This window comes from Salipiger bermudensis HTCC2601 (assembly GCF_000153725.1).
Classification (GTDB): domain Bacteria; phylum Pseudomonadota; class Alphaproteobacteria; order Rhodobacterales; family Rhodobacteraceae; genus Salipiger; species Salipiger bermudensis.
The window spans coordinates 143,959-166,035 of sequence record NZ_DS022276.1; the positions used below are offsets into that span (position 1 = coordinate 143,959).

The following is a 22,077-nucleotide window of genomic DNA, read 5'->3' on the forward strand; positions in this document are numbered from 1 at the left end:
CGCCGGAGGCAGGCCGGCCGGTCCCATGAGCGCCGCCAACCGGCAAACGCGTCCCGCCTGCCACCGGCCCGAGCCCGGCGCCCGATGGCGACGGGAGAGGCGACCTGTGCGGCGGCACGCCGCTCCGCCGAGTTTGACGCGGCGCATCGGGGCCCGCGCTCCGCTTGAAAAACCGCGCTTGTCCCCGAATCTCCTGTCGCCAGCCCGCTGTGCCGTGCCTATAAGGCCGCGACACACGAGGATTCTGGGAGATCACCATGAGCGGAGAGCTTTCGCCCATCGACAAGGCCAAGTTCGTGGCGGCCAAACGTGCCGCGGAATTCGTTCAGAGCGGCATGCGCGTCGGGCTCGGCACCGGCTCCACTGCCGCCTGGCTGGTGCGCTGCCTCGGCGAGAAGGTGCGCGAGGAGGGGCTGCGCTTCCGCGGCGTGCCGACCTCGACCCGCACCGCCGAGCTCGCCCGCGAGGTGGGTATCGAGGTGATCTCGCTCGACGAGGCCGGCTGGCTCGACCTGACCATCGACGGCGCCGACGAGTTCGACAGCGAACTCAACCTGATCAAGGGCGGCGGCGGCGCGCTGCTGCAGGAAAAGATCGTCGCCACCGCCTCGGACGAGATGATCGTCATCGCCGATGCCGCAAAGCACGTGGAAACCCTTGGCGCTTTCCCGCTGCCGGTCGAGGTCATCCCGTTCGGCTGGACCGCGAGCCAGGCGCTGCTCGAAGAGGCGCTGGTGACCATGGACGTGCTGGGCCGCAAGACCACGCTGCGGATGAACGGTGAGCGCCCCTACATCACCGACGAGGGCAACTACATTCTCGACCTGCACCTGTCGCGCATCGGCAATGCCCGGCAGCTGGCGATGCTGGTCAACCAGATCCCCGGCGTGGTCGAGAACGGCCTGTTCATCGACATCTGCGACCGTGTGATCATCGGCTACGGGGACGGCCGGGTCGAAACCCGCGACATCAATGCCGGTACCGTCTCGGAAGAGCGCGTCGAGTTTGTCGAGGACGACAACCTCTTCCGCGACATCTGATCCCTTTCGCTTCGGGGCGGCGCGTGCTGCCCCGAAGCGCAGCCCATCGACGACACCGAAGGCAGCGGGCCCGCGCTTTGCGCCGGGCCGCGCCGCGCCAGTGCGCCACCCGCCACGCCGATCCGCCCGGAGCGAGCCACCGGCGACGTGATCGCCTCTGGTCGCTGGTGACGTTCGGCCGTCCGCCCCCTCGCATCTGTCAAGCCTCGCTGGCGTCAGGGGCGCCGGTATCGGCGTCCGTCGCCACCATGCAGGCCGCCGTCCACGCCGCAGGCGTCGCGCAACCGGGCAGGGCGAGGCACGGCCCCTTCAAATGCCCGTGCCCGTCTGGCCTTCGCGAAAGCGCTGTGAGATACCGTTGCGAACTCAATTCAAGGAGACCCCTGATGGCCGACTTCGACTATGATCTCTTCGTCATCGGTGGCGGTTCGGGCGGGGTGCGCGCCGCGCGCGTCGCCGCCGGAGAAGCAGGCGCCAAGGTGGCGCTGGCCGAGGAGGACCGCTACGGCGGCACCTGCGTGATCCGTGGCTGCGTGCCCAAGAAGCTGATGGTCTTCGCCAGCGAATACGCCGAGGTGGTCGAGGATGCCGCCAATTACGGCTGGCGCCTGCAGGAGGGCCCGTTCGACTGGCCGAGCTTCCGCGCCCGCCTCAACACCGAGCTCGACCGGCTCGAGGGCGTCTATCGCTCGCTGCTGAAGAACTCCGGCGTCGACAGCTTCGACGCCCGTGCCACGATCAAGGACGCGCACACCGTGGCGCTCTCCACTGGCGAGACCTTCACCGCCAAGCATATTCTCGTCGCCACCGGCGGCCGCCCGGTGCGCCCCGAGGTGCCCAACGCCGATCTCGGCCTCGTCAGCGACGACATCTTCCACATGGAAGAGTTGCCCAAGCGCATCCTCATCGTCGGCGGCGGCTACATCGCCTGCGAGTTCGCCTGCATCCTGCACGGTCTCGGCGTCGAGGTGACGCAATACTACCGCGGCGCGCAGGTGTTGCGCGGCTTTGACGAGGAGGCCCGCGGCCTGATCTCCGACGCGATGAACGAGCGCGGCATCGATCTGCACCTCGGCACCGACATCGTCGCGATGCGCTGCGCCACCGAGGAGGACCTCGCCGGCCACGACGCCAACGGCATCCCGATGGGGGCGGCGGTGCAGGAGGCGGATTACGTCGAGGAGGACAACTCCAACCCAGACGGCCCGATCTGGGTGAAATCCACCAACGGCAAGACGCGGATTTTCGACAAGGTGTTCTTTGCCACCGGTCGCGCCCCCAACACCCCCGAGATGGGTCTCGAGGAGGTCGGCGTGAAGCTTGGCCGCAAGGGCGAGATCGAGGTCGACGACTACAGCCAGACCGCGGTGCCCTCGATCTACGCCATCGGCGACGTCACCGACCGGGTGAACCTAACCCCGGTGGCGATCCGCGAGGGCATGGCCTTTGTCGAGACCGTGTTCAAGGGCAACCCGACGCCGGTGGATCACGACCTGATCCCCTCGGCGATCTTCACCCAGCCGGAATTCGGCACCGTCGGGCTCTCGGAGGAGCAGGCCCGCGAACAGGAACCGATCGAGGTCTACTCGACCTCGTTCCGCCCGATGCAGACCGCCTTTGCCGGCCGGCCCGACCGGGTGCTGATGAAACTCGTGGTCTCGCAGGAGAGCCGGAAGGTGCTTGGCTGCCATATCGTCGCCCCGAATGCGGGCGAGATGATCCAGCTTGCCGGCATCGCGGTGAAGATGGGCGCGACCAAGGAAGATTTCGATCGCACCGTCGCGGTGCACCCGACCATGTCGGAAGAGATCGTGACGATGCGCAAACCGACCCGCAGCGCTTGAATTTGAAAGCAAAATGCACAGGTATGTGCGGGATACGGATGACAGGACCTAGAGGGGAAGGAAAACAGCTTCATGGCAGGTAACAGCGGCGGCCCTTGGGGCGGCGGAGGAAATCAGGGCGGTAGCCGTCCGCCAAGTGGCGGAGGCGGCAACAACAACGGTGGCCGCAAACCCGAGGATCCGCAGATTCCCGAGATCGACGAGCTGATGAAGAAGGGCCAGGAGCGTCTGCGCGTGCTCATGGGTGGCCGCGGTGGCGGCAACGGCGCCAATGGCGGCGGCTCGAGTGGCGGCAGCGGCGGTCCCGGTATCAGCAAGGGCACCATTGGCCTCGCGGCGCTCGTCGCGCTGGGTCTCTGGGGCTACATGAGCTTCTACACGGTAAAGCCCGAAGAGCAGTCGGTGGAACTGTTCCTCGGCAAGTACAGCTCGACCGGCAATCCCGGTCTGAACTTCGCGCCGTGGCCCTTCGTCACCGCCGAGGTGGTCAACGTGACCTCCGAGCGCACCGAGACCATCGGTGCCGGTCGCGACGCGGACGGGCTGATGCTCACCACCGATGCCAACATCGTGGACATCGAGTTCCAGGTGGTCTGGAACATCTCCGACCCGTCGAAGCTGCTGTTCAACATCCGCGATCCGCAGCTGACGGTGCAGGCGGTCTCCGAGGCAGTGATGCGCGAGATCATCGCCGCGTCGAACCTCGCGCCGATCCTCAACCGCGACCGTGGCATCATCGCCGACACCGCGATGGAGCAGATCCAGGCGACGCTCGACGAGTATGACAGCGGCATCAACGTGGTTCGTATCAACCTCGACACCGCCGATCCGCCGCGCGAGGTGATCGACGCCTTCCGCGAGGTCCAAGCGGCCGAGCAGGAGCGCGACCGGCTCGAGCGCCAGGCCGATGCCTATGCCAACCGCGTGGTTGCCGAGGCCCGTGGTCAGGCGGCACAGATCCGCGAGCAGTCCGAGGGCTACCGCGCCCAGGTGGTCAACCAAGCGCTCGGTGAAGCCAGCCGCTTCAGCGCCGTGCGCGAGGAATACGCCAAGGCCCCCGAGGTCACCCGCCGCCGTCTCTACCTCGAGACCATGGAGCGCGTGCTGGGCGATGTCGACAAGACCATCCTCGACGAGTCCATCGCCGGCGAGCAGGGCAGCGTGGTGCCGTACCTGCCGCTCAACGAGCTGAACCGCAGCCGCAACACGACGTCGGAGGGCAACTGATATGCGCAAGACGACATTCATCCTGCCGGTCATCGTTGTCGCGATCGTCGTGTTCCTGTCCTCGCTCTTCGTGGTCGACGAGCGCGAAAAGGCACTGGTGCTGCAGTTCGGACAGATCAAGGCGGTCAAGGAAGAGCCGGGCCTGGCCTTCAAGATCCCCTTCATTCAGGAAGTGGTGAAATACGACGACCGCATCCTGTCGCTCGACACCGACACCATCGAGGTCACGCCGTCCGATGACCGCCGCCTCGTGGTCGATGCCTTCGCGCGCTACCGCATCGCCGACGTGGTGCAGTTCCGTCAGGCTGTCGGCGTGGGTGGTGTGCGCACCGCCGAAGACCGGCTTTCGGGCATTCTCAACGCCCAGATCCGCGAGACGCTCGGTGCCGATCAGGTGACCTCCGACGTGATCCTCTCCGAGGACCGCCGGTCGCTGACCAACCGCATCCGCGACAATGCCCGTACTTCGGCGCGTTCGCTCGGTCTCGATGTGGTCGACGTGCGGCTCAAGCAGACCAACCTGCCGTCGCAGAACCTCGAGGCGACCTTCGCCCGGATGCGCGCCGAGCGCGAGCGGGAAGCGGCGGACGAGATCGCCCGCGGTAACGAGGCGGCGCAGCGGGTCCGCGCGCTGGCCGACCGGACCGTGGTCGAGACCCAGTCGGAAGCCGAGCGCGAGGCCAACGTGATCCGCGGTGAGGCCGACGCTGAGCGCAACGCGATCTTCGCTGAGGCCTATGGCGCCGATCAGGAGTTCTTTGCCTTCTACCGGTCGCTCCAAGCCTACGAGACCGCCATTCAGGGCAGCAACTCGTCGATCGTGATGACGCCGCAGGGGGAGTTCTTCGAGTATTTCAACGGTCAGGGCCAGGCGGCTCCCGCCGCGGCGCCCGCGCCGTCCGTTGATGGCGAAGAGCAGGCGGCTGCGCCGACGGACGAGGCGGTCGAAGAGGCGGCACCCGTGGCCGAGGAGGCGCCCGCCGAGACCCCGGAGCCGGCGCCCGCCGACTCCGCTGCGTCTGACGCGGACAGCGACGAAGATGCCCCCGTGTCGCAATGACACCGGGCGACATCGCAACGGGGATCGCGATGGTCCTCATCATCGAGGGGCTGGTGTACGCACTGGCCCCTTCGCTTGTCGAGCGTATGCTCGAGGCGTTGCGCCAGATGCCGATCGAGACCCGCCGCAGGCTGGGGCTGGTGACGGTGGCAACCGGTGTGCTGATGCTCTGGATCTTCCGCGGCTGACGCGCTCAGGCGCCTGCGGCCACGATCCTGCCGGCTTTGTCTTCAAGGCGCTCTGATCCGTCGAAACGCTCCGAAAGCCGGCGTCCGTGCGCGGTGCCTCGGCGCGCGGTTCCCTGCAAGCGGCGCACGGCCTGAGTGCCCGGATCAACGCGGTGCCGATGTCCCTGCCGATGCCATGCGCGGCGCGGGCTCAGCCGGCGCGGGCGCTGTCCTGTACCTCCGGCGCCTGCGCCGCCGCGGCGAGCTCTTGGTCCCAGCTGCCCGGGGCGCTTGCGCCTTCACCGGCTTCGTCTGAGCGATAGACCAAGCCCGAAATCTTGTGCTGCACGTCCTGCGACATGGCGCTGATCCGCGACATCGCCCCCGAGGTCTGCTCGACCATCGAGGCATTGCTCTGGGTGATGCGATCGAGATCGACGATGCTCTGGCTGATCTCGTCGAGGCCCATCGACTGGTCGTTGGTGGCGTCGGAAATATCGCTCACGATGCGGCTGATCTCGTCGAAACTGTCGACCACCTGCACGATGGAGCGGCGGGCGTTCTCGACCAGAACCGAGCCGTCGTTGACCTGCTCGGCGCTCGACTGGATCAGCATGCGGATCTCGTGCGCCGCTTCCGAGGAGTTCGCCGCAAGGCTGCGCACCTCGCCGGCCACCACCGCGAAACCGCGCCCCGCTTCGCCGGCGCGCGCCGCCTCGACCCCGGCGTTGAGCGCAAGCAGGTTGGTCTGGAAGGCGATGTCGTCGATCAGGCCGATGATCTGGGCGATCTTCTCGGACTCGGCCTTGATCCGGCCCATCATGTCGGCGGCATCGCCCGCGACACGCGAGCTGTCGCGCATCTCCTTCTGGGCGCGGTCGAAGAAGTCCGCGGTCTCCTTGGTCTTGCCGCTGGTCTCGCGCACGCTGTCGCTGATCATCTGCATCGCCGCGGTGGTCTGTTCCAGCGAGGCGGCCTGGCTGCTGGTGCGGCGCGAGAGATCCTCGGCGGAAGTGGCCAGAGTCGAGGTGATGCCCTGCAGGGCGTTCATCGACTGGCCGATGCCGGCGATCAGCCCCTCCAGCGTGCGCGCCGCCTCGTTCAGGGCGCGGCGCATGTCGTCGTATTTCGACGGGAAGTCGCTGTCATCCGGCCCCGGGACCGCGTGCGAGAGGTTGCCCTGCGCCATTTCACGGATGCCGCAGGCAAGGTGGTCGAGCGCGACCTTCTGCTCCTCTCCCCAGATCCGGAAGGTGATCGAGGTGACCTGCTCGATATCGAGCGCGAAGGCCCGGTTGAGCACGCCGCACATGCGACGGGTGCGGGCTGCGCGCGGGCCGATCAGCTGCCACGCGGACTTGGCGAGGAAGCGTTCCAGCAGGTCCGAGGTGGCGGCGGAATAGGCTGACATGTAGAGATCGAGCGGCAGTTCGATGCGCGCATGGGTGCGCCCGATCCGGTCGAGCGAGGCGAAATAGTCGGCGTCGAACCGCGCCTCGAGCAGGCGGCTCCAATGGGCCTCCTGCGCGGCGCGGGCATGGTCGACCCGATCGTCGCTGGTGAAGAAGGCGGCCGAGCCGTGATCGGCCAGCGCCCGGGCATAGAACCCCTCGAGCACCTTTCCCAGCTCGGGTCGGAGCACGCGACCGGCGGCTTTCAAAAGCTCCAGATCGCCATCGGTCAGGCCGAATTGGTCAAGTTTTTCCTGCGACATGGGGCGCCATCCGCTGTTTCGGTGCACGTCGATATAGGCGCCAAGTCTTTCCAATTTCTGAACGGCGCCGGAACCGTCGCGAGTGAAGCCCTGACCATCTCGCGCCATCACCAGGTTTTCACATGCGCTTGAAGCCCTGCAACCTTTTCTTTGGTGGCGCCGGAACGCTCCTATGTTAGCCTCATCGTGAGGAGGCAGGGCAGCCGCGCGGGGCTTTGCGCGGGCCGCTGCCGCAGAAAAGGAGTTCCAGGTGAACCAGGTGAATCCGCAAGCACTTGCAGTGACACGCGATGCAGCCAGCCCGCTTCGGCTGTTCTGGCTGGCCGCGGTGTCGATGTTCCTGATCGTGTCCCAGACGCTGATGGCATCGGCCCAGAACGCGCCGGAGAGCTTTGCCAAGCTTGCCGAGCGCATCAGCCCCGCGGTGGTGAACATCACCACCTCGACCACCGTGGCCGGGCGCACCGGCCCGCAGGGCATCGTTCCCGAAGGCTCGCCCTTCGAGGATTTCTTCCGTGAGTTCCAGGACCGCAACGGCGGCCCGGGCGACCGCCCGCGCCGCTCTTCGGCTCTGGGGTCCGGATTCGTCATCTCGGAAGACGGCTATATCGTCACCAACAACCACGTCATCGAGGGCGCGGACGAGATCGAGATCGAGTTCTTCGAGGGCTTCACGCTCCCGGCGGAGCTGGTCGGCACCGATCCCAATACCGACATCGCGCTGCTCAAGGTCGAGGCCGACGAGGCGCTCAAGTTCGTGTCCTTCGGCAACAGCGACAACGCCCGCGTGGGCGATTGGGTGATGGCGATGGGCAACCCGCTGGGGCAGGGTTTCTCGGTTTCTGCCGGCATCGTCTCGGCGCGCAACCGGGCGCTCTCGGGCACCTATGACGACTACATCCAGACCGACGCCGCCATCAACCGCGGCAACTCCGGCGGCCCGCTGTTCAACATGGACGGGCAGGTGATCGGCGTGAACACCGCGATCCTGTCGCCCAATGGCGGCTCGATCGGGATCGGCTTCTCGATGGCGTCGAACGTGGTGACCAAGGTGGTCGACCAGCTCAAGGAGTTCGGCGAGACCCGCCGTGGCTGGCTCGGCGTGCGCATCCAGGACGTGACCGAGGACATGGCCGAGGCGCTTGGCCTTGCCTCGACCGAGGGCGCAATGGTCTCCGACGTGCCCGAAGGCCCGGCGATGGAAGCCGGCATGCAGGCCGGTGACGTGATCGTCAGCTTCGACGGCCGCGAGGTGCAGGACACCCGCCAGCTCGTGCGCATCGTCGGCAACACCGAGGTGGGCAAGTCGGTCCGCGTCGTGGTCAACCGCAACGGCAACACCGAGACCCTCAAGGTTACGCTGGGCCGTCGCGAGGAAGCCGAGCGCACCTATCCGGCGAGCCAGGAAATGACCCCGGAAGAGCCGGCGGAATCCGAGCTGATGGGCCTGACCCTCAGCCCGCTGACCCAGGAGCTGCGCGACGAGATGGGTCTGCAGTCTAGCGCCACCGGCCTCGCGGTCACCGGCGTGGACGAGACCTCGGAAGCCTTCGAGAAGGGCCTGCGCGCCGGCGACATCATCACCGAGGCCGGCCAGGCCGAAGTGCTGAGCATCTCCGAGCTCGAGACCAAGATCGAGGAGGCCAAGGAGGCCGGTCGCAAGTCGATCCTTCTTCTGGTCCGCCGCGGTGGCGATCCGCGCTTCGTGGCGCTGTCGCTCGACGCGAGCGAGTGAGCCGGCCGGCATATCAACAGACGAAAGGGCGGGTCTTCGGATCCGCCCTTTTTCATGTCCCGGGGCGGGTGACGGCACGGCCTGCGGTGGCCCGGGCAGGGAGACGCGAACATGACGGCACTGCTGGGGCGCCTCGTTCTCTACACGCGTAAGCTCGACGAGATGATCGCCTTCTACAGCCGGTTCTTCGGCTACGAGGCGCGGCACGCGCCTGGCGACCGGATCGTCGAGCTGCGGCCGCCCGAGGGCGGCCTTGCGTTGCTCCTGCACCCGGCCGCCAAGGGGCAGCGGGCCGGGCAGTCGCTGGTGAAGCTGGTCTTCGACGTGAAGGATGTGGCCACGTTCCGCGCCGAGGCAGAGCGCAAGGGGCTGGTCTTCGGCCCGATCCATCAGGCCGACGGATACGTCTTCAGCAACGCGAAGGACCCCTCCGGCAATCCGGTGCAGATCTCGAGCCGAGCCCTGCGCAGGACCGCCGGCTAGGACAGCGCCGGCTCAGAAGTCGCCGAGCTCCTCGATCTCGGCCAGCGGTGCCGCGATGAGCCCCAGCGTGCGCGCGGTCTCGACCGAGAGCTGGCTGCTCTCGAGGCCGCGCTCGGTCTGGTATTTGCGGATCGCCGCGACGGTGGCACGGTCCATCTGGCTCGTTACCGGCCCGGCGTAGTAGTCGCGCGCCGCCAGCGCGCGCTGCAGCGAGGCCACCAGCTCGGGCGTCACCAGCTCGGGGCAGGGCACTTCGAAGCGCAGCTCTCCGCGCGGACTGACCACGCGAGGCACCGGCTGACGGCGATAGATCGGCGGGCGGATCACCGTGCCGTCCTCGGCGATCTCGGCCTGCACCACCTGCACCTCGCCCATGACCTCCTCGTAGATCGCCGGCACGACCTCGCGGGCCTGGCAGGTGCCGTCGGACATGCGCTCGGGCTCTGGCGGCGCCTCGCCGGGCCAGACGGTGCTGGCGGGCTCCGGGGCATCACAGGCGGCAAGGACGAGCGCCAGCGCGGCGATCAGGGCGGAAATGCGGGTCATCTGCTCGGGGCCTTCGTGTCGGGCGGTGTTTTGAGGCGCAGAGTAGCGGCTTCCTTCTAGGCTGGAAAGCTCCGAGGCTCTGCCTATCGGGTGGCGAGGTTTTGAGCAGTTGCCCCCGTGTGCGACCACGGATTGACCGGGCGGCGTGGCGAAGGGGCTGGCGCAGGCGGCACGCGATGACTAGGAAAGGGGGGCGAATTCGAGACGATGGAGACGACCCGGCCATGGCCAAGATTACCTATATCGAGCACAACGGCACCGAGCATGTCGTGGATGTTGCCTCCGGCATGACCGTGATGGAAGGCGCCCGCGACAACAACATCCCCGGCATCGATGCCGATTGCGGTGGCGCCTGCGCCTGTTCCACCTGCCATGTCTACGTGCATCCCGACTGGGTCGAGAAGCTGCCCGCGCGCGACGACATGGAAGAAGACATGCTCGATTTCGCCTACGAGCCCGATCCGGCGCGCTCGCGTCTGACCTGCCAGCTCAAGGTCTCCGACGCGCTCGACGGGCTCGTCGTGCAGATGCCCGAAAAGCAGATCTGATCCCATGCCGCGCCGGCTGCTGTCCCGCCTCGTCCTCTGGGCGATGCTGGGATCTGCGCCCGGCGGGGCAGTGGCGCAGGCGCTGACCGGCGCCAGCTATGCCGAGCCCACCACGCGCTACGATCACGGCGTGCTGGGCGATGCAGTGGAATGGGGCGCGCTGCGGCTGAGTCGCGCTGGCGCGCCCGATCTGCTGATCCGCCTGCCTCAGACCCGGGTGTTCGAGGATCTGGCCCCGCGGCTTGTCGATCTGGGCGCGCTCCGCGCCGCGATGGTGGTCGAGAGCGATCTCCAGCGCGGCGCCCGTCTGGCGCTCTACACCGCCGACGGTCTTTTCGCCGCCACGCCCTTCATCGGCCAGCGCAACCGCTGGCTGGCGCCGGTGGGCGCGGCGGATCTTGATGGCGACGGGCAGGTCGAGCTGGCCTATGTCGACCGCCCTCACCTTGCCAAGCGGCTGCGCATCTGGCGCGTCGTGCCGGGCGCGCAAGAGCTCCGCGAGGTCGCCTCGGCCGAGGATCTTACCAACCACCGCATCGGCTGGGACCATATCGCAGGAGGCCTCCGCGACTGCGGTGACGGCCCCGAGATGGTGCTGGCAAGCGGCGACTGGGGCCGCGTCATCGTGGCGCGGCTGCGTGCGGGCGGGATCACCCGCGAGGCGCTTGGGCCTTACAGCGAGGCCGCCATGGCGCAGGCGCTGGCCTGCCGGTGATGCAGCGAGAGCGCGCCCGGAGCGCCATGCCGTCAAAGATCTCTTTGCTTTCGCGCCGCGCGCGCTTAGGGATGCGTCCATGAGACTGCTATTTCTTGGTGACGTGATGGGCCGGGCCGGACGGGCCGCCATCGCGGAAAGACTGCCCAAGCTCCGCGAGGCGTGGAAGCTCGATTTCGTCGTGGTCAATGGCGAGAATGCCTCGAACGGCATGGGGCTGACCGCCGAGCACGCCAAGGGCATCCTCGAGGCCGGCGCCGACGTGGTGACGCTTGGCGACCATGCCTTCGACCAGAAGGACATGCTGACCTTCATCGAGAGCGAGCCGCGCATCATCCGGCCGCTGAACTTCGCCAAGCAGGCGCCGGGGCGCGGGGCCGGGCTCTTCGCCGACCGCCGCGGCCGCAAGGTGCTTGTGACGCAGGTGCTGGGGCAGGTGTTCATGAAGCGCCCCTTTGATGACCCGTTCTCGGCGATGGACGCGGTGCTGCGCAAGCACCCGCTGGGCGGGCAGGCGCAGGCGGTGCTTGTCGATGTGCATTGCGAGGCGACCTCGGAGAAGATGGCGATGGGCCATTTCTGCGACGGACGCGCCAGCATGGTCGTGGGGACCCACACCCACGTGCCCACCGGTGATGCGCAGGTGCTGCCCAAGGGCACCGGCTATCTCACCGATGCGGGCATGTGCGGCGACTACGACTCGGTCATCGGCATGGACAAGGTCGAGCCGATGCGCCGCTTTGTCACCGGCATGGGCAAGACCCGCTTCCAGCCGGCGCTGGATGAGGCGACGCTCTGCGGTTTCTATGTCGAGACCGACGACCGCACCGGCAAGGCCGAGCGCGTCAAGATGGTGCGTCAGGGCGGGCGGCTCGAGGAGATCGGGCCGTGAGCGTGGACCGGCGTCGGCGTCATTCCGCGCCGCAAATCTGATTATAACCATACCGCGGCGATACAGGGCCTGTGTCGCCGTCAGGGGCGCTCGCCGTTGCGCTTGAAGTTTCACCGCGCTTTGTCAGTATGTGCCGGGTTGAGCAGAGGCAGATTTCCCGAATGGAATTTTTCGACTTGAGCCAGGCGGCGCAGGCTTACATCACCATTGCCACGGTGGTGGGCATGTTCGTGCTCTTCGTCCAGGAACGCTATCCCACCGAGGTCGTGGCCATCGGGGGTGTCGGCGTGCTGCTGCTGCTGGGGGTTCTGCCCTATGATGCGGCGCTCACGGTGTTGTCCAACCCGGCGCCATGGACCATTGCCGCGATGTTCATCGTCATGGGAGCCATGGTGCGCACCGGCGCGCTCGATGCCTTTGCCTCCTATGCGCAGGGCGAGGTCGCCAAGCATCCCCGCCGGGCCATCGCGGTGATCATGGTTGTGGTGATCTTGGCGTCGGCCTTCATGAACAACACGCCGGTGGTGGTGATGATGCTGCCGATCTTCGTGCAGATCTCGCACCAGCTTGGAGTTCAGCCCTCCAAGCTTCTGATCCCGCTCAGCTATGCCGCCATCCTCGGCGGCACCACGACGCTGATCGGCACCTCGACCAACCTGCTGGTCGACGGTGTTGCCCGCACCAATGGGCTCGAGCCGTTCACCATCTTCGAGGTCACGCCGCTGGCCGTCATCCTCGTGGCCTGGGGAATGCTCTACCTTGTCGTCGCTGGCCGCTTCCTGCTGCCAGAACGGCACTCGATGGCGGGCATGCTGTCGGACCGGTCGCGGATGAAGTTCTTCACCGAAGCGGTGATCCCGCCCGACAGCAACCTGATTGGCCGCGACGTGTTGGGGGTGCAGCTTTTCAAGCGCGAGGGCGTGCGGCTGGTCGACGTGGTGCGGGGAGACGAGTCGCTGCGCCGCAACCTGCAGGGCGTCACGCTCGAGGTCGGCGACCGCGTGGTGCTGCGCACCCAGATGACCGAGCTTCTGAGCCTGCAGCGCAACAAGGAGCTCAAGCGGGTCGACCAGATCTCGGCGCGCGAGACCACCACCGTCGAAGTGCTGATCTCGCCCGGCTGCAAGATGGTCGGCCGCTCGCTCGGCGCGCTGCGCCTGCGCCGGCGCTACGGCGTCTACCCGCTGGCGGTGCACCGCCGGAACCAGAACATCGGCCGCAAGCTCGACGATCTGGTGGTGCGCGTGGGCGACACGCTGCTGCTCGAGGGCGCGCCCGAGGACATCAAGCGTCTCGCCGACGAGATGGAGCTGGTCGACGTCTCGCACCCCTCGGCCCGCGCCTTCCGCCGCGGTCACGCGCCCATCGCCATTGGCGCGATGGGCGCGATTGTGATCCTTGCGGCGCTTGGCGTGGCGCCGATCCTGTCGCTGACGGTGATCGCGGTGGCGGTGGTGCTGCTGGCGCGCTGCATCGACGCCGACGAGGCCTTCTCCTTCATCGAGGGCCGGTTGCTTGCGCTGATCTTCGCCATGCTGGCCATCGGCGCGGCGCTTGAGGCCTCTGGCGCGGTCGAGCTGATCGTGCAGGCGGTGGCGCCGTGGATGCAGGAGCTGCCCGGGCCGCTGCTGGTCTGGTCGGTGTTCCTGCTGACCTCGGTGCTCACCGAGGCGGTGAGCAACAACGCCGTGGCGGTGGTCGTCACACCGATCGCGATCTCGCTGGCGCAGGCGCTGGGCATCGATCCGCGCCCTCTGGTGGTGGCGGTGATGGTGGCGGCATCGTGCAGCTTTGCCACCCCCATCGGCTACCAGACCAACACGCTGGTCTATGGCCCGGGCGGTTACCGCTTCTCGGACTTCCTGAAGGTGGGCGTGCCGCTGAACCTCAGTGTGGGCGTACTTTCAGCGCTGCTCATCCCGCTGATCTGGCCGCTCTGAGCGCGGCGCGGGGGGGCAAGATTTTTAGTCCTAAAAATCTTGGCCTCAAAAATCTTAGCTAAGATTTTTGGGGTGTGACCTCAGCCGTAGCGCTGAACGAAGTTGCGCAGGATCCGCTCGGGCCATGTCACATCGGCGGCCCGGCACATGGCGATGAGATCATCCGCCTCGGACGGGTCGAAATAGCCCTTGTGCCGGTAGATGCGGATGCGGGTCTCGAACCCCGCCGCGTCAGCTTCCGGATGGAACTGCGTGGCATAGACGTTGTCGCCGTGGCGGATCATCTGGAACGGGCAGGGGCCTGAGTTCAGCAGATGCACCGCGCCCTCGGGCAGGTGCTGCACCGCCTCCTTGTGGCCCACGAAGGCATCGAAATGCTCCGGCAGCCCGTCGAGCAGCGGATCGGTGGCCCCGGCCTCGGTGCGGGCGCAGGTCACAGCGCCCACCGGCTCGCCATAGCGCGCCTTGCCGACCTCGGCGCCGAGATGATGCGCAAGGATGCCGATGCCGTAGCAGCAGCCCATGAACGGCACGTCATGCCGGGTGATCGCCGGCATCAGGGACAGGCAGGCGGCCTCGATCCTTGCTTCCACCGCCGATTTGCTCTCCGCCGGGTCCGAGACGCAGCCCGGGCCGCCGCCCACGATCACCCCGGCATAGTCGCGCGGATCGAGCCCCTCGGGGAGGTCCTCGCAATCAAGCCGGATGCGGTGCACCCGGTCGGGAGAGAGGTCGCCCTTGGCGAGGAAGGCGGAAAATTCGTCGTCGCTGGCCTCGGCCTCGGGGCGCAGCTGCAGGATCAGGAAACGGCTCATGCGCAAGGCTTTAGCCCGCCACGACCGATCCGCAAAGCGCAGATGTGATCGCGCCCCGCTTGATTGCCGCACCATCAAGAACATATCATGAACACATGGCACGACTCACTCTCGATCAGAAGCTCGCGATTCTTTCCGACGCGGCAAAATACGATGCCTCCTGCGCCTCGAGCGGGGGGCAGAAGCGCGACTCGCGCGATGGCAAGGGGCTGGGCTCGGTTACCGGCTCCGGGATCTGCCACGCCTACACGCCCGACGGGCGCTGCATCAGCCTGCTCAAGATCCTGATGACCAATTTCTGCATCTACGACTGCGCCTATTGCGTGAACCGGGTGAGCAGCAACGTCCAGCGCGCCCGCTTCTCGCCGGAGGAGGTGGTGACGCTGACGCTGGAGTTCTATCGCCGCAACTATATCGAGGGTTTGTTCCTCTCCTCGGGCATCATCCGCAGCCCCGACGAGACCATGACCGACATGGTGCGCATCGCCCGCACCCTGCGGCAGGAGCACGGCTTTCGCGGCTATATCCACCTCAAGACCATTCCCGACGCCACGCCCGAGCTGATCGAGGAGGCGGGGCTCTTTGCCGACCGGCTGTCGATCAATATCGAGCTGCCGACCGACGGGGCGGTGAAATCCTACGCCCCCGAGAAGGACCCGGCGCAGATCCGCAAGGCGATGGCCGATGTGCGGCTGTCGCGCGAGGCCCGCAAGGAGCGCAGCTTCACCGGCAAGCGCCCGCCGCGCTTTGCCCCCGCCGGGCAGTCGACGCAGATGATCGTGGGCGCCGACGGGGCGGATGACACCACCATTCTCGGCACCTCGACGCGACTTTATTCCAGCTACCGGCTGAAGCGGGTCTATTACTCGGCCTTCTCGCCGATCCCCGACAGCTCGGCGGCGCTTCCGCTGATCAAGCCGCCGCTCATGCGCGAGCACCGGCTCTACCAGGCCGACTGGCTGCTGCGCTTCTACGGCTTCGAGCTGGGCGAGATCGCGTCGGCCACCAAGGGCGGCAATCTCGATCTCGAGATCGACCCCAAGCTCGCTTGGGCGTTGGCCAATCGCCATCGCTTCCCGATCGACGTGAACCGCGCCGAGCGCGAGCTGCTGCTGCGCATTCCAGGCGTCGGCACCAAGAGCGTCGGGCGCATCCTCGCCACCCGCCGTCACCGCGCGCTGCGCTACGAGGACCTGCGCCGCATGGGGGTCAACCTCAAGCAGGCGCGGCCCTTCCTGACGGCGCTCGACTGGCGGCCGCGGGGGCTGGATGCCGCCGACCTGCGGGCGCGTTTCGCGCCGCCGCCCGAGCAGCTGCAGCTGCTCTGATGCGCCGGGTCGTGCTGCCGGAGATCGGCACTTTCGAGGCCTGGCGCGACGAGGCGCGGGCGCTTCTGGGGGCGGGCGTGCCGCCCGAGGAGGTGCTCTGGAACCGGGGCGCCGCCGAGGCAGACCTTTTCGCCAAGGCGCTGCCGCCGGTGCGGGGCGGCGCGGTGACCGTGCCCAAGGGCTTCGTCGATCTCGCACGGCTGGTGGTCTGGCATCGCGATCCCGAACGCTTTGCCCGGCTCTACGCGCTGCTCTGGGCGCTGGGCCACGACCGCCGCCTGCTCGAGGATCGCGGCGATCCGCGGATCGACCGGCTGCGGCGGATGGCGAAGGAGGTCAGCCGCGACCGCCACAAGATGACCGCCTTCGTGCGCTTCCGCGAGATCGGCGATCCTGCCGCCACGCGCCGGCGCTTTGCCGCGTGGTTCGAGCCGTCGCACTACATCCTCGAGCTCGCCGCGCCATCTTGCCAAGCGCTTCGGGGATATGGACTGGTCGATCTTCACGCCCGATCTGACGGCGCATTTCGACGGGTTCGAGATTCGCTTCGCCCCGCCCGAGGCGCGGCCCGAGCTGCCCGACGACGCCGCAGAGGAGCTCTGGCGCACCTACTTCCGCAACATCTTCAATCCCGCACGACTCAAGGTCAGCGCGATGCAGGCGGAGATGCCGAAGAAATACTGGCGCAACCTGCCAGAGGCGCCGCTGATTCCCGAACTGATCGCCGAGGCCCAGTCGCGAGCGCAGGCCATGGCCGACGCGGCCCCGAGCCTGCCGCCGATCCGGGCCGAGCGCATCACCGAGCGGCTGCGCGCCCCCGAGGCGCCCGCGCCGGTTGGCGATCGCGAGGCGCTTCTGACCGGGCTGGCGGGCTGCCGGCGCTGCCCGCTCTGGCAAAACGCGACCCAGCCGGTGGCGGGCGAGGGCCCGCTCGATGCGGCGCTGATGATCGTGGGCGAGCAGCCCGGCGATCAGGAGGATCTGGCGGGGCGGCCCTTCGTCGGGCCCGCGGGGCAGCTTTTCGACGCGGTGGCCGAGCGCGCCGGGCTGGCGCGCGACCGGGCCTATGTCACCAACGCGGTGAAGCATTTCAAGTTCGCGCCGCGCGGCAAGCGGCGGCTGCACCAGTCTCCGAACTCGGGCGAGATCGCCCATTGCCGGTGGTGGCTCGACATGGAGCGCCAGCTGGTGCGCCCGAAGCTCATCGTGGCGATGGGGGCGAGCGCGGCGGAGAGCCTGACCGGCGATGGCCGCCGCATCGGCACAAGGCGCGGCACGCTCGAGCAGGCGCCCGACGGCACGCCGGTGATGGTGACATGGCACCCGTCCTATCTCCTGCGTCTTCCCGAGGGCGCGCGCGGCGCCGCCGAGGCGGCCTTCGAGGCGGATCTGCGCCACGCCGCCGCGCTGGTGGCGCAGGGGGAGGCCGCCGGCTGATACCGCAGGGCCTTAACGAGGGCTTTACCGGGGCGGCGGGGCAGGGCAGAACAGCGCCATGACCCAGACATCCCCCTCCGACACCCTTCCCGATGTGCGCGGCCGGCTGACGCCCAACCGCGACCTCTCCGCTCTCACCTGGCTGCGCGTCGGCGGGCCGGCGGACGTGCTGTTCCAGCCGGCTGATCTCGAGGACCTGCAGCAGTTCCTGCGCGCACTGCCGCCGGAGCGCGAGGTCTTCCCGATGGGCGTCGGCTCGAACCTCATCGTGCGCGATGGCGGGCTGCGGGCGGTGGTGATCCGGCTCGGGCGCGGCTTCAACGGCATCGAGATCGACGGCACCCGCGTCACCGTGGGGGCGGCGATGCTCGACGCGCAGGCGGCCAAGCGGGCGGCGGCGGAGGGGGTCGACCTGACCTTCCTGCGCACCATTCCCGGCAGCATTGGCGGCGCGGTGCGGATGAATGCGGGCTGTTATGGCACCTACGTGGCCGACCACCTGATCGAGATCCGCGCGGTGACCCGGGCCGGTGATCTGGTGACGCTCTCGAAGGACGCGCTCAAGCTCGGCTACCGTCACAGCGAGCTGCCAGAGGGCTGCGTGATCGTCGAGGCGGTGTTCGAGGGCACGACGGGCGACGCGGAAGAGCTAGCCGCGCGCATGGACGCGCAGGTCAAGAAGCGCGACGAGACCCAGCCCACCAAGGACCGCACCGCCGGCTCGACCTTCCGCAACCCGGCGGGATTCAGCTCGACCGGGCGCGAAGACGATGTACATGACCTCAAGGCGTGGAAGGTTATTGATGATGCCGGGATGCGCGGTGCAACCCTTGGTGGCGCGCAGATGTCGCCCAAGCATTCCAACTTTCTGGTGAACACCGGAGAGGCAACGGCGGCCGATCTCGAGGGGCTGGGCGAAGAAGTTCGAAAAAAGGTTTTCCAAGACAGTGGAATAGAGCTACATTGGGAAATCATGAGGGTCGGTGAACCCGCACAGAAATGACGCCGACAACCGGCGCGTGACAGGCACGGCGGCTCGCCGATCAAAGAGCAAGCTGTCGAATATCGCAGGGCGGGTCCGGTTTGCCGGGCCGATGAGTCCTGAAGCAGAACAAAAGGGGCAGAAAGCCCCGTGATTTCGAGGCGGTTTTGGGGATGTCGAGCAGGGCAAACCCGAAAGTGGCGGTATTGTTGGGTGGACCCTCCGCAGAGCGCGAGGTGTCTCTCAGTTCCGGGCGGGAATGTGCCGCCGCTTTGAGGGCAGAAGGTTACCAGGTCACCGAGGTCGATGCCGGCCGCGATCTGGCGCAGCGTCTCGAGGCGCTCGCGCCCGATGTCGTGTTCAACGCGCTGCATGGCCGTTGGGGCGAGGATGGCTGTGTGCAGGGGCTGCTGGAATGGATGGGTCTTCCCTACACCCATTCCGGGGTTCTGGCGTCGGCGGTGGCGATGGACAAGGAACGCTCCAAGGAGGTCTACCGCGCCGCGGGACTTCCGGTGGTCGAGAGCGTTCTGGCGAGCAAGGCCGAGATCTCGGCCCGCCACATGATGGCGCCGCCCTACGTGGTCAAACCCTATAACGAAGGCTCCTCGGTGGGCGTCTACCTCGTGCAGGAGGGCGCCAACACGCCGCCGCGCATTGCCGAGGACATGCCTGACACGCTGATGGTCGAGACCTACGCGCCGGGGCGCGAGCTCACCACCACGGTAATGGGCGACCGGGCGCTGACCGTCACCGACATCATCACCGAGGGCTGGTACGATTACGACGCCAAGTACAAGGAAGGCGGCTCGCGTCACGAGCTGCCCGCCGACGTGCCCGCCGAGATCTTCGATGCCTGCCTCGCGTACGCGCTGCGTGCCCATGAGGCGCTTGGCTGCCGCGGCGTGAGCCGCACCGATTTTCGCTGGGACGAGAGCCGCGGGCTGGACGGGCTGATCCTGCTCGAGACCAACACCCAGCCCGGTATGACGCCGACCTCGCTGGTGCCCGAGCAGGCCCAGCATTGCGGCATGTCCTTTGGCGCGCTGATGCGCTGGATGGTGGAGGACGCCTCGTGCAACCGTTGAGCGCGCCGCCCCGGCAGCAGGCGAACCAGCAGGTGAACCGCCCCGATCCCGCGCCGTCGCGGCTGAAATACCGCCTCGAGCGGCTGATGCTGACGCCGATGTTCCGCCTCGCGCTGCGGGTCGGCATCCCGGCGGTGATCGGTTTCGGCGCGGCAAGCTGGTATTTCTCTTACGAAGAACACCGCACGCAGGTGGTCGATACGGTGGCGCATATCCGCAACCAGATCGAGACCCGGCCCGAGTTCATGGTCAACCTGATGGCCATCGACGGCGCCAGCAGCGGCGTGTCCGACGACATCCGCGAGATCGTGCCGCTGGATTTCCCGATCAGCTCCTTCGATCTCGACCTCGATCACATGCGCGGCACCATCACCGGGCTCGACGCGGTGAAATCCGCCGAGCTGCGCATCCGGCAGGGCGGGGTGTTGCAGATCGACGTGACCGAGCGGGTGCCGGTGGCGCTCTGGCGCCATGCCGGCGCGCTCGAGCTTCTCGACATGGACGGCGTGCATGTGGGGCCCGCGACGCGGCGCTCGGAGCGGCCCAACCTGCCGGTGATCGCCGGGCGCGGCGCCGATGGCCACGTGCCCGAGGCGATGGCGCTGATCCGCGCGGCTGCGCCGCTCACCGACCGGATGCGCGGCCTCGTGCGCATGGGCGAGCGGCGCTGGGACGTGGTGCTGGATCGCGGCCAGCGCATCATGCTGCCCGAGACCGGCGCCGTGCGGGCACTCGAGCGCGCACTGGCGATGGATGCGGCGGTCGACATGCTGGGGCGTGACATCGCCGCGGTGGACCTGCGTCTGCCGCGCCGTCCGACCCTGCGCCTGGCGAGCGGGGCAGTGGAACAATATTGGCGGATCAAGGCCTTAGAGACCGGAGAACAACAACAATGATCGAGCTCTATGAATCCCAGCGCGCGATGCGCAACATGCGCAAGGCGGCGATGCAGCGCGGCGTTGTGGCGATCCTCGACGTGGGCAGTTCCAAGATCGCCTGTCTCGTGCTGCGCTTCGACGGCAACGAGCAGATCCTCGACGACGGCATCGGGTCGCTGGCCGGGCAGTCGGGCTTCCGGGTGATCGGCGCCGCGACGACCCGTTCGCGCGGGGTCAAGTTCGGCGAGATCGCCGCCATGGGCGAGACCGAGCGCGCCATCCGGACCGCCGTGCAGGCGGCGCAGAAGATGGCCAATATCCGGGTCGATCACGTCATCGTCTGCTTCTCGGGCGCCGAGCCGCGCAGCTACGGGCTCGCCGGTCAGGTCGAGGTCGACGGCACCATGGTCTCCGAACAGGACGTGGCGCGGGTGCTCTCGGCCTGCGACGTGCCCGATTTCGGCGTGGGTCGCGAGGTGCTGCACGCACAGCCGGTGAACTTCGCGCTCGATCACCGCTCCGGGCTCGACGATCCGCGCGGCCAGATCGGCCGAGCGCTGGCCACCGACATGCACATGCTGACGATCAACGCGCAGGCGATCCAGAACATCGCCCATTGCGTCAAGCGCTGCGATCTCGAACTCGCGGGTCTTTCCTCTTCGGCCTATGCCTCGGGCATCTCGGCGCTGGTCGAGGACGAGCAGGAGCTGGGCGCGGCCTGCATCGACATGGGCGGCGGCACCACCGGCGTGTCGATCTTCATGAAGAAGCACATGATTTACGCCGACGCGGTGCCGATGGGCGGCAACCACGTGACCAGCGACATCTCGATGGGTCTGCAGATCCCGATGGCGATGGCCGAGCGCATCAAGACCTTCTACGGCGGCGTCGTCGCCACCGGCATGGACGATCGCGAGATGATCGAGATCTCCGGCGATACCGGCGACTGGCACCATGATCGGCGTCAGGTCAGCCGCGCCGAGCTGATCGGCATCATGCGCCCGCGGGTCGAGGAGATACTCGAGGAGGTACGCGCCTCGCTCGACGCAGCCGGCTTCGATCACCTGCCGAGCCAGCAGATCGTGCTGACCGGTGCCGCGAGCCAGATCCCCGGCCTCGACGGCCTTGCAAGCCGCATCCTCGGCTCGCAGGTGCGACTGGGCCGCCCGATGCGCGTGCATGGCCTGCCGCAGGCCGCCACGGGTCCGGGCTTTGCCAGCGCGGTGGGCCTTTGCCTTTTCGCGGCGCATCCGCAGGACGAATGGTGGGATTTCGAGATCCCGGTCGACAAATATGCCTCCGGCGGGCTCAAGCGCGCCGTGAAGTGGTTCCGCGACAACTGGTGAGTTGGGCAGGGGGGCTTCGGCTCTCTGCTAGATACGGACGCCCCCGCAGGATCCTGCGGGGGCGTTTTTCGTTTTTCGGGGATCTTCGTGGGAGCGCGGAATCAAGGTCGAAGGCCGCCGCGCCATCGCCTGCCCGGCCCGACGGGCTGGCGATTGGGAGACGTTAGCGCTGAGCTGTGAGGTCCTTCGGATTTGGCCGGGATAGATCGAGGAATTCCGCGCTTAGATCGCCACCCCGACGGGCAGGCGATGGCGCGGCGCCACAAGCGTTGTGACGGATGACAAGAGAGAG

Annotated in this window: 19 protein-coding genes and 1 pseudogene; 17 read left to right on the top strand and 3 right to left on the bottom strand. The window is 67.6% G+C overall.

The window, feature by feature from the left end; all coding sequences use genetic code 11:
• Positions 1-257 precede the first annotated feature (257 nt).
• From rpiA to R2601_RS00650, 5 genes are all read left to right on the top strand, one after another.
• A complete protein-coding gene (gene rpiA, locus R2601_RS00630) occupies positions 258-1,040 on the top strand; it encodes a ribose-5-phosphate isomerase RpiA (RefSeq protein ID WP_007792026.1) in 783 nt (260 codons plus the stop codon).
• A gap of 386 nt (positions 1,041-1,426) precedes the next feature.
• Positions 1,427-2,884, top strand: a complete 1,458-nt coding sequence (locus tag R2601_RS00635) for an FAD-dependent oxidoreductase (protein ID WP_007792027.1) — start codon at positions 1,427-1,429, stop codon at positions 2,882-2,884.
• Between the two features lie 72 nt (positions 2,885-2,956).
• On the top strand, positions 2,957-4,111 hold the full coding sequence (gene hflK, locus R2601_RS00640) for an FtsH protease activity modulator HflK (RefSeq protein ID WP_007792029.1): 1,155 nt from the start codon (positions 2,957-2,959) through the stop codon (positions 4,109-4,111).
• A 1-nt stretch (position 4,112) separates the two neighbouring features.
• Positions 4,113-5,171: a protease modulator HflC gene (gene hflC, locus R2601_RS00645; protein ID WP_007792031.1), complete on the top strand. Its 1,059-nt coding sequence runs from the start codon at positions 4,113-4,115 to the stop codon at positions 5,169-5,171.
• The gene (locus R2601_RS00650; protein WP_007792035.1) at positions 5,168-5,359 is read left to right on the top strand and encodes a DUF2065 domain-containing protein; all 192 of its coding nucleotides are present in this window, start codon (positions 5,168-5,170) and stop codon (positions 5,357-5,359) included. The genes hflC and R2601_RS00650 overlap by 4 nt, the downstream gene beginning before the upstream one ends.
• A 190-nt stretch (positions 5,360-5,549) precedes the next feature.
• Here the strand turns inward: R2601_RS00650 and R2601_RS00655 are convergent, their stop codons facing one another.
• Positions 5,550-7,052: a globin-coupled sensor protein gene (locus R2601_RS00655; RefSeq protein WP_007792038.1), complete on the bottom strand. Its 1,503-nt coding sequence runs from the start codon at positions 7,050-7,052 to the stop codon at positions 5,550-5,552.
• A 259-nt stretch (positions 7,053-7,311) separates the two neighbouring features.
• Between R2601_RS00655 and R2601_RS00660 the strand changes: the two genes are divergently transcribed.
• Positions 7,312-8,787, top strand: a complete 1,476-nt coding sequence (locus tag R2601_RS00660) for a DegQ family serine endoprotease (protein ID WP_040544989.1) — start codon at positions 7,312-7,314, stop codon at positions 8,785-8,787.
• Positions 8,788-8,898: 111 nt separating this feature from the next.
• Entirely contained in the window at positions 8,899-9,270 is a 372-nt protein-coding gene (locus R2601_RS00665) for a VOC family protein (protein ID WP_007792044.1), read from the top strand.
• 12 nt (positions 9,271-9,282) lie between these two features.
• On the opposite strand, the gene R2601_RS00670 is transcribed toward R2601_RS00665, so the two are convergent.
• Positions 9,283-9,816, bottom strand: coding sequence for a peptidoglycan-binding domain-containing protein (locus tag R2601_RS00670; RefSeq protein WP_007792046.1), 534 nt, complete (start codon positions 9,814-9,816; stop codon positions 9,283-9,285).
• 224 nt (positions 9,817-10,040) lie between these two features.
• Between R2601_RS00670 and R2601_RS00675 the strand changes: the two genes are divergently transcribed.
• The 4 genes from R2601_RS00675 (at position 10,041) to R2601_RS00690 (ending at position 13,911) form a co-directional block, all read left to right on the top strand.
• Positions 10,041-10,364: a 2Fe-2S iron-sulfur cluster-binding protein gene (locus R2601_RS00675; RefSeq protein WP_007792048.1), complete on the top strand. Its 324-nt coding sequence runs from the start codon at positions 10,041-10,043 to the stop codon at positions 10,362-10,364.
• A 4-nt stretch (positions 10,365-10,368) separates the two neighbouring features.
• Positions 10,369-11,079, top strand: coding sequence for a hypothetical protein (locus R2601_RS00680; RefSeq protein ID WP_007792050.1), 711 nt, complete (start codon positions 10,369-10,371; stop codon positions 11,077-11,079).
• 79 nt (positions 11,080-11,158) lie between these two features.
• Positions 11,159-11,971 (top strand): TIGR00282 family metallophosphoesterase, encoded by an 813-nt coding sequence (locus tag R2601_RS00685; protein ID WP_007792055.1) that lies wholly within the window; start codon positions 11,159-11,161, stop codon positions 11,969-11,971.
• Between the two features lie 161 nt (positions 11,972-12,132).
• Positions 12,133-13,911: an SLC13 family permease gene (locus R2601_RS00690; protein ID WP_007792058.1), complete on the top strand. Its 1,779-nt coding sequence runs from the start codon at positions 12,133-12,135 to the stop codon at positions 13,909-13,911.
• 80 nt (positions 13,912-13,991) lie between these two features.
• Here R2601_RS00690 and R2601_RS00695 read toward each other — a convergent pair whose 3' ends face one another.
• Positions 13,992-14,726, bottom strand: coding sequence for a glutamine amidotransferase (locus R2601_RS00695; RefSeq protein WP_007792060.1), 735 nt, complete (start codon positions 14,724-14,726; stop codon positions 13,992-13,994).
• Positions 14,727-14,821: 95 nt separating this feature from the next.
• On the opposite strand from R2601_RS00695, the gene R2601_RS00700 reads away from it, so the two are divergent.
• The 6 genes and pseudogenes from R2601_RS00700 (at position 14,822) to ftsA (ending at position 21,785) form a co-directional block, all read left to right on the top strand.
• Entirely contained in the window at positions 14,822-16,054 is a 1,233-nt protein-coding gene (locus R2601_RS00700; protein WP_007792062.1) for a putative DNA modification/repair radical SAM protein, read from the top strand.
• A pseudogene (locus R2601_RS00705) lies at positions 16,054-17,491 on the top strand (UdgX family uracil-DNA binding protein). Before R2601_RS00700 ends, R2601_RS00705 begins: the two are co-directional and overlap by 1 nt.
• 58 nt (positions 17,492-17,549) lie before the next feature.
• Positions 17,550-18,494 carry a UDP-N-acetylmuramate dehydrogenase gene (gene murB, locus R2601_RS00710; RefSeq protein ID WP_007792068.1) on the top strand — a complete coding sequence of 315 codons (945 nt, stop codon included), beginning with the start codon at positions 17,550-17,552 and terminating at the stop codon, positions 18,492-18,494.
• A gap of 152 nt (positions 18,495-18,646) precedes the next feature.
• Positions 18,647-19,561 carry a D-alanine--D-alanine ligase gene (locus R2601_RS00715; RefSeq protein ID WP_195903834.1) on the top strand — a complete coding sequence of 305 codons (915 nt, stop codon included), beginning with the start codon at positions 18,647-18,649 and terminating at the stop codon, positions 19,559-19,561.
• Positions 19,558-20,457 carry a cell division protein FtsQ/DivIB gene (locus R2601_RS00720; RefSeq protein ID WP_007792072.1) on the top strand — a complete coding sequence of 300 codons (900 nt, stop codon included), beginning with the start codon at positions 19,558-19,560 and terminating at the stop codon, positions 20,455-20,457. The genes R2601_RS00715 and R2601_RS00720 overlap by 4 nt, the downstream gene beginning before the upstream one ends.
• Positions 20,454-21,785: a cell division protein FtsA gene (gene ftsA, locus R2601_RS00725; RefSeq protein ID WP_007792073.1), complete on the top strand. Its 1,332-nt coding sequence runs from the start codon at positions 20,454-20,456 to the stop codon at positions 21,783-21,785. Before R2601_RS00720 ends, ftsA begins: the two co-directional genes overlap by 4 nt.
• Positions 21,786-22,077 lie beyond the last annotated feature (292 nt).

What these genes read in the sequence shown, in the direction of transcription:
- R2601_RS00655 (WP_007792038.1), bottom strand. Translation starts at nt 7,052, where the DNA reads ATGTCGCAGGAAAAACTTGACCAATTCGGCCTGACCGATGGCGATCTG.
- R2601_RS00690 (WP_007792058.1), top strand. Translation starts at nt 12,133, where the DNA reads ATGGAATTTTTCGACTTGAGCCAGGCGGCGCAGGCTTACATCACCATT.
- R2601_RS00680 (WP_007792050.1), top strand. Translation starts at nt 10,369, where the DNA reads ATGCCGCGCCGGCTGCTGTCCCGCCTCGTCCTCTGGGCGATGCTGGGA.
- R2601_RS00695 (WP_007792060.1), bottom strand. Translation starts at nt 14,726, where the DNA reads ATGAGCCGTTTCCTGATCCTGCAGCTGCGCCCCGAGGCCGAGGCCAGC.
- R2601_RS00715 (WP_195903834.1), top strand. Translation starts at nt 18,647, where the DNA reads ATGTCGAGCAGGGCAAACCCGAAAGTGGCGGTATTGTTGGGTGGACCC.
- R2601_RS00665 (WP_007792044.1), top strand. Translation starts at nt 8,899, where the DNA reads ATGACGGCACTGCTGGGGCGCCTCGTTCTCTACACGCGTAAGCTCGAC.
- R2601_RS00675 (WP_007792048.1), top strand. Translation starts at nt 10,041, where the DNA reads ATGGCCAAGATTACCTATATCGAGCACAACGGCACCGAGCATGTCGTG.
- R2601_RS00650 (WP_007792035.1), top strand. Translation starts at nt 5,168, where the DNA reads ATGACACCGGGCGACATCGCAACGGGGATCGCGATGGTCCTCATCATC.
- murB (WP_007792068.1), top strand. Translation starts at nt 17,550, where the DNA reads ATGACCCAGACATCCCCCTCCGACACCCTTCCCGATGTGCGCGGCCGG.
- hflC (WP_007792031.1), top strand. Translation starts at nt 4,113, where the DNA reads ATGCGCAAGACGACATTCATCCTGCCGGTCATCGTTGTCGCGATCGTC.
- rpiA (WP_007792026.1), top strand. Translation starts at nt 258, where the DNA reads ATGAGCGGAGAGCTTTCGCCCATCGACAAGGCCAAGTTCGTGGCGGCC.
- R2601_RS00635 (WP_007792027.1), top strand. Translation starts at nt 1,427, where the DNA reads ATGGCCGACTTCGACTATGATCTCTTCGTCATCGGTGGCGGTTCGGGC.
- R2601_RS00670 (WP_007792046.1), bottom strand. Translation starts at nt 9,816, where the DNA reads ATGACCCGCATTTCCGCCCTGATCGCCGCGCTGGCGCTCGTCCTTGCC.
- ftsA (WP_007792073.1), top strand. Translation starts at nt 20,454, where the DNA reads ATGATCGAGCTCTATGAATCCCAGCGCGCGATGCGCAACATGCGCAAG.
- hflK (WP_007792029.1), top strand. Translation starts at nt 2,957, where the DNA reads ATGGCAGGTAACAGCGGCGGCCCTTGGGGCGGCGGAGGAAATCAGGGC.
- R2601_RS00685 (WP_007792055.1), top strand. Translation starts at nt 11,159, where the DNA reads ATGAGACTGCTATTTCTTGGTGACGTGATGGGCCGGGCCGGACGGGCC.
- R2601_RS00700 (WP_007792062.1), top strand. Translation starts at nt 14,822, where the DNA reads ATGGCACGACTCACTCTCGATCAGAAGCTCGCGATTCTTTCCGACGCG.